This window comes from Flavobacterium zepuense, assembly GCF_007097145.1.
Lineage (GTDB): Bacteria > Bacteroidota > Bacteroidia > Flavobacteriales > Flavobacteriaceae > Flavobacterium > Flavobacterium zepuense.
Genome location: NZ_VJVZ01000002.1, coordinates 42761 through 59160 on the forward strand (window position 1 = coordinate 42761; position 16400 = coordinate 59160).

The 16400-nt window shown below is 41.9% G+C and carries 13 protein-coding genes and 1 riboswitch; of the genes, 6 read left to right on the forward strand and 7 right to left on the reverse strand.

Annotated elements, in window-relative coordinates; genetic code table 11:
* Positions 1-31: 31 nt before the first annotated feature.
* Positions 32-433 carry a hypothetical protein gene (locus tag FMM05_RS03055; protein ID WP_143371876.1) on the reverse strand — a complete coding sequence of 134 codons (402 nt, stop codon included), beginning with the start codon at positions 431-433 and terminating at the stop codon, positions 32-34.
* Positions 434-678: 245 nt separating this feature from the next.
* Here FMM05_RS03055 and FMM05_RS03060 point away from each other — a divergent pair, with 245 nt between their 5' ends.
* From FMM05_RS03060 to FMM05_RS03070, 3 genes are all read left to right on the forward strand, one after another.
* Entirely contained in the window at positions 679-1686 is a 1008-nt protein-coding gene (locus tag FMM05_RS03060; RefSeq protein ID WP_143371877.1) for an aldo/keto reductase, read from the forward strand.
* A gap of 123 nt (positions 1687-1809) precedes the next feature.
* On the forward strand, positions 1810-2847 hold the full coding sequence (locus FMM05_RS03065; protein ID WP_143371878.1) for an NAD(P)-dependent alcohol dehydrogenase: 1038 nt from the start codon (positions 1810-1812) through the stop codon (positions 2845-2847).
* Positions 2848-2962: 115 nt separating this feature from the next.
* Positions 2963-3877 carry a helix-turn-helix domain-containing protein gene (locus FMM05_RS03070; RefSeq protein WP_143371879.1) on the forward strand — a complete coding sequence of 305 codons (915 nt, stop codon included), beginning with the start codon at positions 2963-2965 and terminating at the stop codon, positions 3875-3877.
* A 46-nt stretch (positions 3878-3923) separates the two neighbouring features.
* Here FMM05_RS03070 and lysM read toward each other — a convergent pair whose 3' ends face one another.
* Positions 3924-4379, reverse strand: a complete 456-nt coding sequence (gene lysM, locus FMM05_RS03075) for a peptidoglycan-binding protein LysM (RefSeq protein WP_143371880.1) — start codon at positions 4377-4379, stop codon at positions 3924-3926.
* A 229-nt stretch (positions 4380-4608) separates the two neighbouring features.
* Between lysM and FMM05_RS03080 the strand changes: the two genes are divergently transcribed.
* Positions 4609-6597: an LTA synthase family protein gene (locus tag FMM05_RS03080; protein WP_143371881.1), complete on the forward strand. Its 1989-nt coding sequence runs from the start codon at positions 4609-4611 to the stop codon at positions 6595-6597.
* Positions 6598-6828: 231 nt separating this feature from the next.
* Positions 6829-8973: a S46 family peptidase gene (locus FMM05_RS03085; protein WP_143371882.1), complete on the forward strand. Its 2145-nt coding sequence runs from the start codon at positions 6829-6831 to the stop codon at positions 8971-8973.
* Positions 8974-9036: 63 nt separating this feature from the next.
* Here the strand turns inward: FMM05_RS03085 and metF are convergent, their stop codons facing one another.
* The 3 genes from metF to FMM05_RS03100 all read right to left on the reverse strand — a co-directional run bounded on the left by metF (position 9037) and on the right by FMM05_RS03100 (position 14172).
* Entirely contained in the window at positions 9037-9993 is a 957-nt protein-coding gene (metF, locus tag FMM05_RS03090) for a methylenetetrahydrofolate reductase [NAD(P)H] (RefSeq protein WP_143371883.1), read from the reverse strand.
* A gap of 79 nt (positions 9994-10072) precedes the next feature.
* Entirely contained in the window at positions 10073-13171 is a 3099-nt protein-coding gene (locus FMM05_RS03095; RefSeq protein WP_143371884.1) for a vitamin B12 dependent-methionine synthase activation domain-containing protein, read from the reverse strand.
* Complete coding sequence (locus tag FMM05_RS03100) at positions 13171-14172, reverse strand: homocysteine S-methyltransferase family protein (RefSeq protein WP_143371885.1); 1002 nt, start codon at positions 14170-14172, stop codon at positions 13171-13173. Before FMM05_RS03100 ends, FMM05_RS03095 begins: the two co-directional genes overlap by 1 nt.
* A gap of 178 nt (positions 14173-14350) precedes the next feature.
* A riboswitch (SAM riboswitch) is annotated at positions 14351-14458 on the reverse strand.
* Positions 14459-14617: 159 nt separating this feature from the next.
* Between FMM05_RS03100 and FMM05_RS03105 the strand changes: the two genes are divergently transcribed.
* Positions 14618-15073 carry a DUF6367 family protein gene (locus FMM05_RS03105; protein WP_143371886.1) on the forward strand — a complete coding sequence of 152 codons (456 nt, stop codon included), beginning with the start codon at positions 14618-14620 and terminating at the stop codon, positions 15071-15073.
* Positions 15074-15076: 3 nt separating this feature from the next.
* Here FMM05_RS03105 and FMM05_RS03110 read toward each other — a convergent pair whose 3' ends face one another.
* Together FMM05_RS03110 and FMM05_RS03115 are read right to left on the reverse strand one after the other, a co-directional pair.
* Positions 15077-15598 (reverse strand): hypothetical protein, encoded by a 522-nt coding sequence (locus FMM05_RS03110; protein ID WP_143371887.1) that lies wholly within the window; start codon positions 15596-15598, stop codon positions 15077-15079.
* A 100-nt stretch (positions 15599-15698) separates the two neighbouring features.
* Positions 15699-16136 (reverse strand): OsmC family protein, encoded by a 438-nt coding sequence (locus tag FMM05_RS03115; RefSeq protein ID WP_185965496.1) that lies wholly within the window; start codon positions 16134-16136, stop codon positions 15699-15701.
* Positions 16137-16400 lie beyond the last annotated feature (264 nt).

Genomic DNA, 16400 nt, shown 5'->3' on the forward strand with positions numbered 1-16400 from the left:
TGTACAGCTATTATAAAACCGCAAAATTACATTATGCACTGGCAGCAGCAGCATTTCTTTTCATATCAAAAACAATGATGCTTTGCAGTATATCTTTCTTTTCGTTTTCATTTTCAAATGCTTTTGCAAGGCAAAGCTTGCCCTTTTTCATGGCGCTAACGCAACAGTCGTAAATAGCTTCGCGGCTTTTAAGGGCGCGAATGCTAAGGTCCAGCCTTATCTCTACAACTGAGCGATGCACTTTAGGATTGTTGATATAGCGCTTAGCCTGGGCGCTGTCGTAGTTCTCAGTAAGGTTAAAATCAACCAGCTCAAACTCTTTCTTTTCCAGTTTTTCTAACACCATATCCGGCACCTTCCTATCCCGTACCTCAGGATCGTTGGGCAGGTCAAACTCCCCATCGTATTTAAAGGTCATCGTGTACGTATCCATAGCTTCTTTTTTACTTAAAGTTACTACAGCAAACAATATTAAACACCATGATTAACAAAAGCATAGGACAGATATATGATAATTTTAGGGAATTTAAAAGCTGTACTGCTATATCGTGGCCTGATTAGTACAGCGCCACACTCCATTTTGGATACAACCACAAGTAATTTGGATACGTTTAGGATGCCCCTTGTAGCGAACTTTGTAATGCATTAATTATAACGCAACAATCTAAAAATAAGATCATGAGCATTAAAAAGATTAAATTGGGAATACAGGGGTTTGTAGTGCCCCAGATAGGATTAGGCTGTATGGGCATGACGCAGATTGCGGGTGCCGATATTTACGGAAAAGCCGATGAGGCTGAGGCCATTGCTACCATTCACCGCTCCTTAGAATTAGGCGGCAACTTTTTAGACACAGCCGATCTGTATGGCCCGTTGCTTAACGAACGCCTTATTGCCAAGGCAATTAAAGGCAACAGGGATGCCTACCAGATAGCCACAAAATTTGCATGGGAAATTGATGAAAGCGAGCAGCTTACCTGGAAAATTAACGGCCAAAAAGACTACGTTTGTAAGGCGGTAGAACGCTCGCTTAAAAACCTGGGAACCGACTATATAGACCTTTATTACATGCACCGCCTTGACCCCAACACCCCTATTGAGGAGACCGTTGGTGCAATGGCTGATCTTGTAAAAGAAGGTAAAGTGGGCTATATTGGCTTATCGGAAGTATCATCGGAAACTATAAGGAAAGCACATGCTGTACATCCGCTTACTGCCTTACAATCAGAATATTCGTTGTTTGAAAGAAGTGTGGAAGAAGAGGGTATTTTAGATACGCTTAAAGAGCTTGGTATTGGCTTTGTACCGTATTCGCCACTGGGCAGGGGATTTATATCGGGCGAAATTAAAAGTCCGGATGATTTTCCTGAGAATGATTTCAGGCGAAGCATTCCCAAATTTCAGGGCGAGCAGTTTTACAAGAATATCGAATTGCTGAATGAACTTCACAAACTGGCTGAAGAGAAGGGCATTACAGCATCGCAACTTGCTATAGCATGGACTGTTAACAAAGGCTTTGTGCCAATACCGGGAACCAAACGCGTAAAATATGTTGAGCAAAATATTGCTGCCGCCGGTGTAGAACTTACTACCGCTGAAGCAGAAAGGCTTGAAAGCATTATCCCACTTGGTACGCCAACCGGTAACAGGTATGATGATTGGGGCATGACGATGGTGAGTCTTTAATTACGAATTTTAAATTACGAATTACGATTCAGTTCCAAAATCCCAAATTTTAAAATCCAAACAACGAACTGATCATCAGTCTCTAAATAATCTAAAAAATCCAACCATCTAAAAATCTAAATTATGATACAGGCAAAAGGATATGCAGCACAATCGCCGGAGAGCAATTTAGCCCCGTGGGATTTTGAGCGCCGCGACGTAGGCCCGCACGATGTGCAAATAGAAATTTTATTTTGTGGCGTGTGCCACAGCGACTTACACCAAATTAAGAACGATTGGTTCCCGGGAGTTTTCCCAATGGTGCCGGGCCATGAAATTGTGGGCCGCATTGTTGCCGTGGGCGGCCACACCAGGAAGTTTAAACAAGGCGACCTTGCCGGAATAGGCTGTATGGTAGACAGTTGCCGCCAATGCGAAGACTGCAACAGTGGGCTGGAACAGTTTTGCCCAAATGGCGTACAAACCTACAACAGCATGGGCCATGACGGGCAGCCTACCTACGGCGGCTACAGCAATACTATAGTGGTGCACGAAGATTTTGCCTTCCGAATATCAGAAAAACTGAACCTTGCAGCCGTTGCACCGTTGCTTTGTGCGGGGATAACCACCTATTCTCCATTGCGTTACTGGAAGGTGGGCAAAGGCCATAAGGTGGCAGTTTTAGGATTGGGCGGATTGGGCCACATGGCTGTTAAATTTGCCGTTGCTTTTGGTGCCGAAGTCACCGTATTAAGCACATCGCCCGCTAAAGAGCAGGATGCCAAAAACCTTGGCGCACACCACTTTGTGGTAACAAAAGACCCTGAACAGGTAGCGGCATCGGCACGTAAATTCGATTTTATTGTAGATACCGTATCGGCACCGCATGACATAAATATGTACTTGCAAATGCTTAAAACACGCGGTACGCACATTACGCTTGGTGCACCTACAGAGCCGTATCAGGTACCTGCATTCTCGCTACTGGGTGGTGCCAAAGCCATAGCAGGATCGGGTATTGGAGGGTTGGAAGAAACCCAGGAAATGCTTGATTTTTGCGCCGAACACAACATCGTTTCAGATATCGAACTTATTGATATTAAAGACATTCACGCATCTTTCGACCGTATGGAAAAAGGCGATGTGCGTTACCGTTTCGTTATAGATATGGCAACACTCTAAAATTTCAAAAAACAAACTCCAAATCGCAAACAACAAACTGATAATCTGCAATTTGTTTTAAAAAATTAAACAGGAAGGGCTATCTTTACGGTAGCTCTTCTTTAAATTATCCACCATGAAAAAATCAATACAGGGTCCGCTAATACTCAATTCGATATCAGAAATGCACCGCATAATGGATATCCCTGAGCCGGAGCATCCGCTTGTTAGCATCGTGAATTTTAAGGACATACGATCGCATTCCGAAATACTGGAACACGGCCTGGTGCTTAATGTGTATATGATAGCCCTAAAGAAAGAGTACAAGGGCAAGGTAAAATATGGGCAAAGTTTTTATGATTTTGATGAGGGCATGATGTCTTTTATAGCACCAGGACAGATATGCTACCAAAATGAGCCGGGGTATGACCCGTTAGATGGCAGCATGCTTATCTTTCACCCTGATTTTTTGAGGGGATATGCCATAGACAAAAACATTAAAGGGTTCGATTTTTTCTCGTATGCGGCTAATGAAGCACTGTACCTATCTAAAAAAGAAGAAGTTATGATAGAAGGTATTTTTAATAATATAGCCCAGGAGTACCATAGTAATATTGATAATTTTAGCCAAGATGTAATTATATCGCACATAGAATTGCTGCTTAATTACAGCAACCGCTTCTATAACAGGCAGTTTATAACCCGTAAAAATGTAAATAACGACCTGCTTACCAAACTGGAGGATATCCTTGAAAACCACTTTAAGAACAACGAAATTTCAAGCCTGCCAACTGTTAAGCACCTGGCAGACAGCCTAAATGTATCGCCTAATTACCTTAGTGATATGCTGCGCACCCATACCGGGCAAAATGCACAGCAACACATACATAACAAGCTGATAGATAAGGCAAAGGAGATTTTAACCACTACCCAACTGTCAGTAAGCGAAGTAGCCTACAGGTTGGGGTTTGAGTACCCCCAATCGTTCAGTAAACTTTTTAAAGCTAAAGCTAACGTAAGTCCGTTAGAATACAGAAAGCTGTTTAACTGAAACCCTGCAAGCTACAGGCAAACCGATGTGTGATTTTGTTAAACGATTACTTTTCAGCAGGTATCCTAAGTACCTGGCCGGGATATATCTTGTCAGGATCAGACAGCATTGGCTTATTGGCTTCAAAAATAGTGTTGTACTTTTTAACATCTCCATAATATTTACCGGCTATTTTGCTAAGCGAATCGCCACTTACTACCGTGTAAAACTGCGATGCAGGTTCGCTTACTGTTACCCTCATTAGGTTATTTACCGTTTCTACACCACCTACGTTACCCACAGCAAGAGCTATTTTTTCAGTATCAGCCTCTGTATCCACTTCACCTTCAATAGTCACTGTTTGCCCTTTAGTTGCAATTCGGATATTTTTGTACACCAGCCCCAGTTTTTTAATGAATGCTAATAATTCAGCTGCTTTAGTATTCTCTGCGTCAGCTGCCGATAGGTTAATGCTTCCAAAAACCTGTGTGCCTGCCTCTTTATTAAATGTTATTGTTGCCATAATATTTATTTTGTTTGTTTACAGGATACAAGTTAGCTAACATAATTAAGCAAGTTTCTTAATACTGTTACAATTAATAAATCTTTAATCTTAAAACATGATGCTATTATTTTGTATAGTGCTAAAAGTTAAGACAATGTTAACAGTAAATCAAATTATCGTATATTTGCAGCGCTTATACTGAGCGGTTTACCCTCCCTAACCAACTACCGCTTAGGGCATTGTAGTTATGAAGTTACAATTTAAAAGCAGGCTAACCATACTTTTAGCCAGGCTATTACTCGTATATATAGCATTTATGCTTTGCCGTATGTTGTTTTACCTCTTTAACAACGATCTTATAGACCCTCTTAACGCTACCGCAACCTGGAGCCTTATAAAAGGCAGCCTTATGTTTGATACGGTTTCTATTATTTACATTAATATGTTGTTTATTTTCCTGTCGCTGCTGCCATTGCACGTCGCAGAGAATAAGGCATACCAAAAAGTGGTTTTTGCCATATTTATTGTATTTAACAGCGTTGGTTTATTAATAAACACGGCCGATATTTTTTACTATCCTTTTAAACAGGCACGTCTTGTACTTGGCGATTTTGTATTGCTTAAAGACGACAGCTTTATGCCTTTGCTCGGTGATTTTGTTACCGATTACTGGTACGGATTCCTGTTTTACCTTGCTCTGGTGGCCCTTTTATGGTTTGGCTATAAAGCGGTAGGCTTAAAATATACAGAGCAAACAAACAAGCGATTTTATATTACAAACTCCATACAGCTTGCTGTTATGGCTATTGCCGTTGTGTTTTTTGTAAGGGGCGCCACATTCTCGGCAGCGTCATTCCCTATTACTATGAACGATGCATTCTTGTACACGCAAAACCCATCCCACACATCTGTAATACTAAGCAACCCGTTCTGCATACTGCGCACCATGAGCAAATCTAATAAAGTACCTAACCTTAAGTATTTTGATCAGTTTGTGGCCGATAACATGGCTCCCACAACCCATAAGGCTATTGATTGGGAAACGCATGAAATTGACCGGAAAACAAATGTATTTGTTATAGTTCTCGAAAGTTTTGGCAAGGCACACCTAAAAGGATTTTCAGACCAGTTTAAACCGGGACAGGAAGCCAACACGCCATTTATAGATTCTTTAATGCAACACAGTTATGTGTTTACCAACACCTTTCAAAATGGCCGCAGATCGATAGATGCGCTGCCTGCCATTTGGGCATCCATACCATCGTTTAAAGAGCATTTTTTATCGCTACCAAACTCAGTAGCACCCTACCATGGCCTGCCGGAATGTATGACCGAAATGGGTTACCAAACTGCCTTTTTTCATGGCGGTGTGCGGGAGTCTATGGGTTTTGTTTCTTTTGGGAAGGTTACCGGTGTTAAAAATTTTTACTCCCGCCAGGAATATGAGGCAGAAAATGGCAGTGGCGACTTTGATGGTAAGTGGGGCATTTGGGATCATAAGTTCTTCCCTTATGTGCATAAAAAGCTAAACGGCATGAATAAAAAAGATAAGCCTTTCTTTGCTACACTCTTTACCTTGTCATCGCACCACCCATATGCGATTCCTGAAGGGATGGAGAATAAATTTACCGAAGGCACCATGCCTATTCACCGTGCTATTAAATATTCGGATTATTCGTTACAGCAGTTTTTTAACAGCATAAAAAACGAACCTTGGTATAACAACACCTTGTTTGTTATTACTGCCGATCATTCATCGGGCGCCGATAGCCGTAAATTTAACAAGCAGCCGTATGAATACAGTATACCACTTATGTTCTTTAAGCCGGGCGGAAATTTTGTAGGCGTAGATGATAAGGTAATGCAACACATAGACATTATGCCAACATTATTAGGTATGTTGGATTATGAAAAGCCATATTTTGCTTTTGGTACCGACCACTTTGATAAAACAGCATCTAAAAATCACTTTGCCATCAACCACTCCAACGGAGTGTTTAATTGTACTACCGATGAGTTTTGCTATATCTTTAATGAAAAAGATGTAATTACCAAGTTTGCATACAAAACCGACCCGTTGGGTAAACACAATCTTATTGCTACTAAAACGGCAAAAGATGATGCAACTATTAACAGCATTAAAGCATTTTTACAGGAGTATAGCATTCACGTTAGTAAGCGCGACTATTTGCCCGCAGGAATTGGTGAAAAAGGGATGGCGCAGGTACATAAATAATTAAAAGTCAAAAACTTAAAAGTCAAAAGTCTTAAAGCTACAGAGTACTCTTTTGCTTTAAGACTTTTCTATTTATATTACTTAAAACCGTGACATCTTTTCTTTTTACTGCTCAAATTTTTACCGAATTCGTAAAATAAAGTATCTTCGCGGGGCTTAAAGGGTATTATTACAGGATTGGGAAGTCCGCTAATGTAATCTTTCGCAACTATTAACTTTATTTAAACCCAAATGAAAAAACTAATTTTATTCCTAACCATGTTTGTCATGGTACTGCCGGTAAGGGCCGATGAGGGCATGTGGTTCCTTATGTTTATTGAGCGCCTTAACCACAGGGATATGCAAAAAATGGGCCTGCAGCTTACTGCCGAAGAAATTTACAGCATTAACCATCACAGCCTGAAGGATGCGGTTGTGCAGTTTAATGGTGGCTGTACTGCCGAGCTTATTTCTAAAGACGGCCTTGTGCTTACCAACCACCACTGTGGTTACGGTGCTATTGCCGAATTAAGCACTCCCGAAGCTAACTACCTTAAAGACGGTTACTGGGCTAAAGACCGCAGTGCCGAGCTTAAGCCAAGCAGCCTGTACGTGCGCTTTTTTGTGCGTATGGATGATGTATCTAAACGTATCCTCGGCAAAGTAAACGCTAACATGACCGAAGCCGAAAGGGAAAAAGCAATTAACCAGGAAATTGCGTTAATTGAAAAAGAAAATAACGAAGGTGGCAAATATACCGTTTCAGTTCGTCCTTTCTTTCAGGGTAACGAGTATTATTACTTTGTATACCAGGATTATAAGGATGTACGTTTTGTAGGCACCCCGCCGGAAAGCATAGGCAAATTTGGAGGCGATACCGATAACTGGGAGTGGCCGCGCCATACCGGAGATTTCTCTATGTTCCGTATTTATGGAGATAAAGATGGTAACCCTGCTGAGTATTCGGCAAACAACGTTCCGTTACACCCTAAATACCATTTGCCTGTAAGCCTTAAAGGAGTTCAGGAAAATGATTTTGCCATGATATTGGGCTACCCGGGCCGTACCAACCGATGGATGCCAAGCGGCGGAATAGAGCAAAACGTTAAGTTTGCGTACCCTGCATGGGTGGAAGCCTCTAAACTGGGTATGGATAAAATGAAAGTGCATATGGATAAGGATGCTAAAGTGCGTCTTGATTATGCCTCTAAATATGCGCAGGTTGCCAACTACTGGAAAAACCGCCAGGGCATGATAGATGCGCTTACCAAGCATAAAACAGCCGCCACTAAAGCTAAAGTCGAAGCAGATTTTAATACTTGGGCCAACAAGCCTGCCAATAAAGAAAAGTACGGTACTGTTATAGCTACCATTAATAACTACTATAGCAAAACCAACGAAAAGGCACGCCATGATAATTATTTAACCGGACTGTTGCGTACCAGCAACTACGCAGCTATGCCGTACTCGTTAGGCAAGGGCTTTGAGAGTTATTTCCCTATGACGGGTGCTGAGAAAGATAAGATGACTGCCGGCCTTCAGGAGGCTATAGATGAGTACTATGGGTCGCTTTACCTGCCTTTAGAAAAAGATGTACTTGCTGCACAGCTGCACCTGTATGCTACAAAATCTACCGGTTATGAGATTGCTCCTTACATTGCCGAGATTGGTAAAGCCAACAACTACGATTATACTAAATTTGTAAATGATGCTTTTGCAAACAGTATTTTTGGCTCTAAAGAAAAAGCTGAAGCGTATCTTAAAAACCCGAATGCCGAGGTGCTTAAAAACGATGTGCTGTACAAATTATCTAATGATATTATGACAAAGTACAGGGCTAAAACTGATGAGCAGGCTAAGCTTGATGCGGAGTTCTCTAAAGCGTTCCGCCTGTTGGTGGAAGGTATGAGGCAGGCTAACCCGGATGCTAAATACTACCCGGATGCTAACAGTACGCTACGCCTTACCTACGGTAAAGTGCGCTCGCTGCCTAAAGACAAGCGCAACGATGCTAAAAAGAACTACTATACTACGCTACAGGGCGAAGTAGCTAAATACAAGCCTAACGATGAAGAATTTGACCTGCCTAAAAGGTTAATGGAACTTAACGAGAAAAAAGACTTTGGCCAGTATGCTGATAAAGCAGGTTATATGCCTGTTAACTTCCTTACAGATAACGATATTACAGGCGGTAACTCAGGTTCGCCGGTACTTAACGGTAAAGGGGAGCTTATAGGCCTTGCTTTTGACGGTAACATTGAGGCAATGGCGGGTGATGTTATTTTTGACAAAGACCTGCAACGTACCATCAACGTTGATATTCGTTATGTGCTTTGGATAATCGATAAATACGCCGGTGCCAAACACATTGTTGATGAAATGACAATAGTAAAATAAAAGTTTAGATAACAGACTTGAAATGATAGACAAAACCGCCCTGATAACGGGGCGGTTTTTTATTTAAAATATCTCTTTAGCGATAGCTTTGATGTTATCAGGTTTACCCATGCTGTAATAATGCAACACAGGTATACCAGCTTTAACCAACTCCTTGCTTTGGGCAGTACACCACTCTATACCAACCTGCCTTACGGCATCGTTATCTTTTGCACGAACCACTTCCATGATAAGATCATCAGGAATATCAACTTTAAAGCGGTGCGGTATAAGGTTTAACTGTTTTTTGGTTGCAATAGGTTTAAGCCCCGGAATGATAGGCACTGCTATACCCTCTTTACGGCATTTGGCCACAAAATCAAAAAACTTTTGGTTATCAAAAAACAGCTGGGTAACAATATATTCAGCGCCGTTCTTTATTTTTTGTTTCAGAAAATAGATATCGCTGTCCATACTTGGCGCTTCCATATGTTTTTCCGGGTAACCGGCTACACCAATACAAAAATTGGTTGCAGAGGTATTCTGCAGATGATCGTCGAGGTAAATACCGTTGTTCAGGTTAGCAATTTGCGTAACCAACTCTGTAGCGTAGTTATTACCCTCGCGCTCAGGCTTAAAGTAAATTTCGCTTTTTACGGCATCGCCCCTAAGGGCAACCACATTCTGAATACCTAAAAAGTCGAGGTCTATCAAAAAGTTCTCAGTATCTTCTTTAGTAAAGCCACCGCAAAGTATGTGCGGAATAGCATCTACCTGATATTTGTTTTGTATTGCCGAACATATGCCCACCGTACCCGGGCGTTTTTTAACTACCTTTTTTTCCAGCAATCCGCTTGGCAGCTCTTTATACTCATATTCTTCCCGATGGTAAGTAACATCTATAAAGGGCGGTTTAAATTCCATTAATGGGTCTATACTATCAAAAATAGACTGTATGTTTTGCCCTTTTAACGGGGGAAGTATCTCAAAAGTAAACTGTGTTTTGCCGTTGGCGTTTTCTATATGTTCGGTTACCTTCATTGGTTTTTTGTTTCAGGATTTCAGGTTTCAGGTTGCCTGTAGAACTGCCTACTGCCACTGATAACTGAATACTTTTTTGTTAATCTGCTATATTAGGATTAAGCCATTTTGTGGCTGTTGTTGTTGGCATGCTTCGCCTTTTGGCATAATCAATAACCTGGTCTTCTTTTATTTTTCCGAGGCCAAAGTACTTACTTTGTGGATTGCCAAAGTAATACCCTGATACCGATGATGCCGGCCACATGGCAAGGCTCTCGGTTAGGGTTACACCTATCTGCTTTTCTACATCGAGCAGTTGCCAGATGGTATTTTTCTCTAAGTGATCAGGGCAGGCAGGGTACCCCGGTGCCGGACGTATACCTGCGTATTCTTCTTTAATTAGGTGCTCGTTGCTAAGATGCTCATCGGCAGCATAGCCCCAAATTTCTTTCCTGATTTTTAAGTGCAGGTATTCGGCAAAAGCCTCTGCAAGACGGTCACCCAGGGCCTTAACCATTATTGAGTTATAATCGTCGTGGGCTTTCTCAAATTCGGCAGCTTTTTCATCTATACCAAAACCGGTGGTAACGGCAAATGCACCTATATAATCGGTCTTGCCGCTATCCTTAGGGGCAATAAAATCGGCCAGGGCAATATTAGGTGCTCCTTTTGTTTTTTGCGATTGCTGGCGAAGCGTTAAGAAAGTAGCTTTCTTTTTACCGTTTTCGTCGTACAACTCTATATCATCATCATTAATTTGCGATGCCGGGAAAACACCATAAATACCGCGCGCTTCCAGCCAATCTTCCTCAAGCATTTGCTTAAGCATCTTTTGAGCGTCAGCAAATAAAATAACGGCTTGTTCGCCAACTACCTCATCTTTCAATATGGCAGGATATTTACCATGCAAATCCCAAGTCTGGAAAAACGGCGTCCAGTCGATAAACTCCACCAGGTCGGCAGGTTTTGGGTAAATGGTTTGTACACCAATAAAATTGGGCTTAAAGGGAGTAAAAGCCACCCAATCCAATTTTAGTTTATTGCGGCGGGCATCTTCAATATTAAGGAAATTCTTATCGCGGGAGCGGTTAAGATACCCTTCTCGAAGCGTATCATATTCATCCCGGATGGTCTTGGTATAATCGCCTTTAGTAGCCACATTAAGCAGGTTACCTGCAACGGTTACCGCACGGCTGGCATCATTAACGTGCACCACTGTTTCGCGGTACTGCGGCGCTATTTTAACCGCAGTATGCGCACGGCTGGTGGTTGCACCGCCTATCATAATAGGTATGCTTATATTAAGCTTATCCATTTCTTTAGCTAGGTAAACCATTTCGTCTAACGACGGTGTTATAAGTCCGCTCAGGCCTATAATATCTACCTGTTCCCTCACGGCAACTTCTATAATTCTTTCGGGCGGTACCATAACACCAAGATCAATGATCTCGAAGTTATTACAACCCAACACCACAGCTACAATATTTTTGCCGATATCGTGCACATCGCCTTTTACGGTTGCCATAAGTATTTTTCCAGCCCCCCCCGCCCCCGATGGGGGAGCTGTTAACTCAGTCGTCAATTCTGTCACGATCTTATCTAATACGTTTTCAATATTTAACAGCACTTCATCATTTGTGAATCGTATCACACGATATCCTTGCTCTTCAAGCCATTGCGTTCGCTGTTTATCACTTGCACTATTTTCAGGCAACTGGTGTATAAGCCCGTCTACTTCAACAATCAAATTTTTCTTTATACATATAAAATCTGCTATAAATCCCCCAATAATATGCTGCCTTCTAAATTTGTACCCTTCCAGTTTTTTTCCACTTAAAGCAGACCATAATAGGCGCTCTGCATCGGTAGGCTGATTACGCATTTTTTGACAATACCCTTTTAGTAAGCCATACATTATTGGATCAGCAGTCTTCCAGTAGCGGGTCTGCTCAGCAGCTCCCCCTTTGGGGGCGGGGGGGGCATTTTTCGCAGCTTCTATAAAAGGCAATAGATAAGCCACAGCCTTTTTCATAACCCGCGCCGACTTAACCACTTGGGGCAGAAACATTTTACCGCTACCAAAAAGGTCACCCACTACGTTCATCCCAGTCATCAGGTTAATTTCTATAACCTCAATAGGTTTAGATGCTGCAAGTCGGGCCTCTTCAATATCAACCTCAATAAATTCGTCTATACCACGCACAAGGGCATGCGTAAGCCGCTCCTGTATCGATAATGAGCGCCATTCTTGAGCTTGCTTCTCGGTAACTTTGGGTCCGCCCTTTACATTCTCGGCAAAAGTCAGTAAGCGTTCGGTAGCATCGTCACGCCTGTCGAGCAGTACATCTTCTACATGTTCTAAAAGTTCTTTATCTATATCATCATAAACCTCGATCATCTCGGGGTTTACAATACCCATATCCATACCGTGCTGAATAGCATGGTATAGGAATGATGAGTGCATGGCCTCGCGCACCTTATCGTTACCCCTAAAAGAGAACGATACGTTGCTTACTCCACCACTTACATGGGCATACGGCAGGTTTTGCCTGATCCATTTTGTGGCACGAAAAAAGTCGACCGCGTTTTGACGGTGCTCTTCCATACCTGTTGCAACAGGAAATATATTAGGGTCGAAAATAATGTCCTCAGCCGGAAAGCCCACCTTATCTACAAGAACATCATAACTGCGCTTACAAATATCAATACGCCTTTGATAGGTATCGGCCTGCCCGGCTTCATCAAAAGCCATAACAATAACAGCCGCACCATAGCGCTTTACTTTATTGGCTTGGGCAATAAAATTCTCCTCGCCCTCTTTAAGGCTTATAGAATTTACAATGCTCTTACCCTGCGCCACTTTAAGCCCGGCCTCTATAATTTCCCATTTTGAGCTGTCTATCATTAACGGCACGCGGGCAATATCGGGCTCCGATGCTATAAGGTTCAGGAACGTGGTCATGGCATGTACGCCATCCAGCATTCCCTCATCCATATTTATATCTATGATCTGGGCGCCACCTTCTACCTGCGCCCGTGCAATATCAAGCGCTTCCTCATACTTTTCTTCTTTAATAAGCCGAAGAAATTTACGCGATCCCGTTACATTTGTACGTTCTCCAATATTTACAAAGTTGGTTTCGGGCGTAACAATTAAGGGTTCTAACCCGGATAATTTTAAATATCTATCTCCAGCCATTATACAGTTACCTCAATTTTACGGGGTTGATATTGATGAGCAACTTCGGCAATTAGCCTGATGTGCTCTGGGGTGGTGCCACAGCAGCCACCAATTATGTTGATAAGGTTATCATCAAGGTATTCCTTAATAAGTACCTGCATTTCTTCAGGGGTTTGGTCGTACTGCCCAAAAGCATTTGGCAAGCCTGCGTTAGGGTGTGCCGAAACACTGAACGATGTATTGTGTGCAAGCCTTTTTAAATACGGCTTAAGCTGATCTGCCCCAAGTGCGCAATTAAAACCGACACTTAATAACGGAATGTGCGATATTGAGATGAGAAATGCCTCTACCGTCTGACCACTTAGGGTTCGGCCGGAAGCATCGGTAATGGTACCGCTAACCATGATTGGGATATCGATTCCTAATTCATCTTTAACCTCTTCTATAGCATATAGGGCAGCTTTGGCGTTCAGGGTATCAAAAATAGTTTCTACAAGCAGCACATCGCAACCACCATCTATCAATGCTTTTACCTGTTGTTTGTAAGCTGCAAGCAAATCATCAAAAGTAACAGCGCGGTAACCGGGATCGTTAACATCAGGACTCATACTCGCCGTGCGGTTGGTGGGGCCTATAGATCCTGCTACAAAGCGTGGGCGCGAAGGGTCTTGCGCTTCAAATTCATCGGCTACTTCGCGGGCTATTTTAGCCGACTCGTAATTTAGCTCATACACTATATCTTCAAGGTGGTAATCAGCCATACCAATGGTAGTGCCAGAGAAGGTGTTGGTTTCCACAATATCGGCGCCTGCCGCAAAATACTGGCGGTGCACATCTTTAATAGCTTCGGGCTGGGTTAGGGTAAGTAAATCGTTATTACCCTTTAAGGAGTGTGGAAAATCTTTAAAGCGTTCGCCGCGAAAATCTTCTTCCGAAAAGTTGTAGCGCTGCAGCATGGTACCCATAGCACCATCCAGCACCAGTATACGGTTGTTAAGCGCAGCATATATTTTAGACATAGCAATATCAGGTTTAAAGTTTCAGGTTTCAGGTTGCCCAACAAACCGTAAATTGTACATGCAAAAAAGTTACAGCCAAAACGAACCTTCGGGTTATGAGCCCGACGAGCTTAACTTTGATGTTTGTACCTTATAATATGCTATCTAATTGGAGAAGGAAATAGTAAAACTATTTCTTGAGTTATCTATCTGCGCGCGTGCGTAGTAGAATTTAGCACCTTCTTTAAAGTTTAAAGGGTTGCTAAGGCTTCATCGGGTCTATTCCCTCTGCCTTTCGTGATAACATATCATTGTGTAAAAGAACGTTGCAAATTTATGCAATAATTTGCAAGAATGCAAATTGTTTTTTAGAGTGATTGTGTGGTGGTTAATTCGTAAACTTGCACAAAATGCCATTGACCTAAATAAAGTCAAAATACCTCATCAATTTACACCACTCCCAAAAATGAAAACATTTAAATCATACCTTAATGCAACCCTGGCCGAAGACAAAAACCCATTCCATATCATCGTTGTGGGAAGCCCGACCGAAATAGAAAATATTGAGGAAGACAAATGGCTGAGCAGTGGCGTGATAGATTACTGGCAAAGGGTTGAAGCCCCTGCTTATGATGCTGAAAAACTGCACATGCACATAGCCCGTAAAAAGCATGTAAACACTATACTTAGAAAAATATCGTGGCACGTAAATGGCTTTAAACATGATAAACTTGCATTTAATAACAACCTTAACGGAGTTGAAAGCGCCCGGAATATTGCCAAAGCTGTTTTAAAATTACCTGCCGATAAAGTGTTACAAACTGCGCCCAACGAAAACGCAGCTATACTTTTAGCAGGGGTAGATTACCTGCCTAACAAATGCAAAATATTTGTATTTAGTATTGCAAACAATCCCAATTAAGCATTACACCAATTCCTTAACCTTACCGGCTACCTCTAAAATCGCAGCATACAATGCGTCTGCGGCAGCTTCCTTGTCCTGAAAGCCTGTACGTATAAATTTGTGGGCAAGTCCGCGGCCATCAGCCAGGAATTTAATGCCCTTTTCAAAGCTGTCGGGTAAAAATGGCAGGCTCTCGTTTATAGATACTATACTGAAGCCTGTTCGTAAAAGTCCGGGATATTCTGCCGCCAATGCTGCGCTCGGGGTAGCATCTACTGCAATAAGGTTTTGCAAATCGTTATCTATTACATATTCCAGGACATCATCCAACTTGAATGGTATAGCAAACTGAATAAAGTTGGCTTCCCATGCATAGTCAGCCCCTTCCTTTTCAAAAAAGGCAACAGTACTGTTGGTTATTACCGGAAAGCGAAGCTGTGCCGCATCGGGCTGGGCATTCTTACTTTTCTTTACTACTTTATTTATTAACGCGCTGCCTGCATTACCTATACCAAACAACACTACATTTATTACCTGAGCCATAATTTCTTATTTTTTAAAATTTTAAAAGAAACTGCCTTTGTTGCCGAGACAAAGGCAGCTCTTACCAAACAAACAAACCTAAAACAAACTTTAATTATCGTTAATTTACCACTGAATAGTCTTTATACAGGGTAAGGTTTACCGGTGTATTATTAACAAGGCTATCATATACCGGGCTTCGAAACTGTACTTCTTTCATCCAGCGTTGCAGCACATCTAACGGTGCCGTAACAGCGGGTTTTAGCAATATTTCTATTTTGTTAAAACCGGGCCTTTCCTTTGCCGATGCATTATTAAGGCTTCCGGTAATTTCTATTTGCAATGATCTTAAATTAATACCCAGTTCTGTCGCTACAAGCTGACCAAGGGCGTTAATACATCCTGCAAAACCAGCCAGTATGTATTCATACGGGCTTGGACCTTCCAGTTCAGGGTAACGGTTGTTTTGGTTTATCCGGAGATCTGTGTTCGTGGTTTTAACTACAAACTGGCTGTTGTTGCCTGTGTAGCCTAATACGTTAATGTTTTGTGTTTTCATAATGAGCATTTTTTTTGGTTGATGATTATTAAACCCCTGTAAATAAAAAAAGGCCTCTTAGTATTACTACCAAAAGACCTTTTGCATCAGAGAGTTAATTTATAACTTATCTATCACGTAGCCCGTTTTGGTATAGGTGCACACAGCACCTGCATCATCCAAGAAGATGAACAAATGACCTGTTTACAACAATTTACGGTTAACGCTTTCATATTATTTTGATTACTAAACTACAACAAAAAAGCCCCTGCATTTACTGCAGGG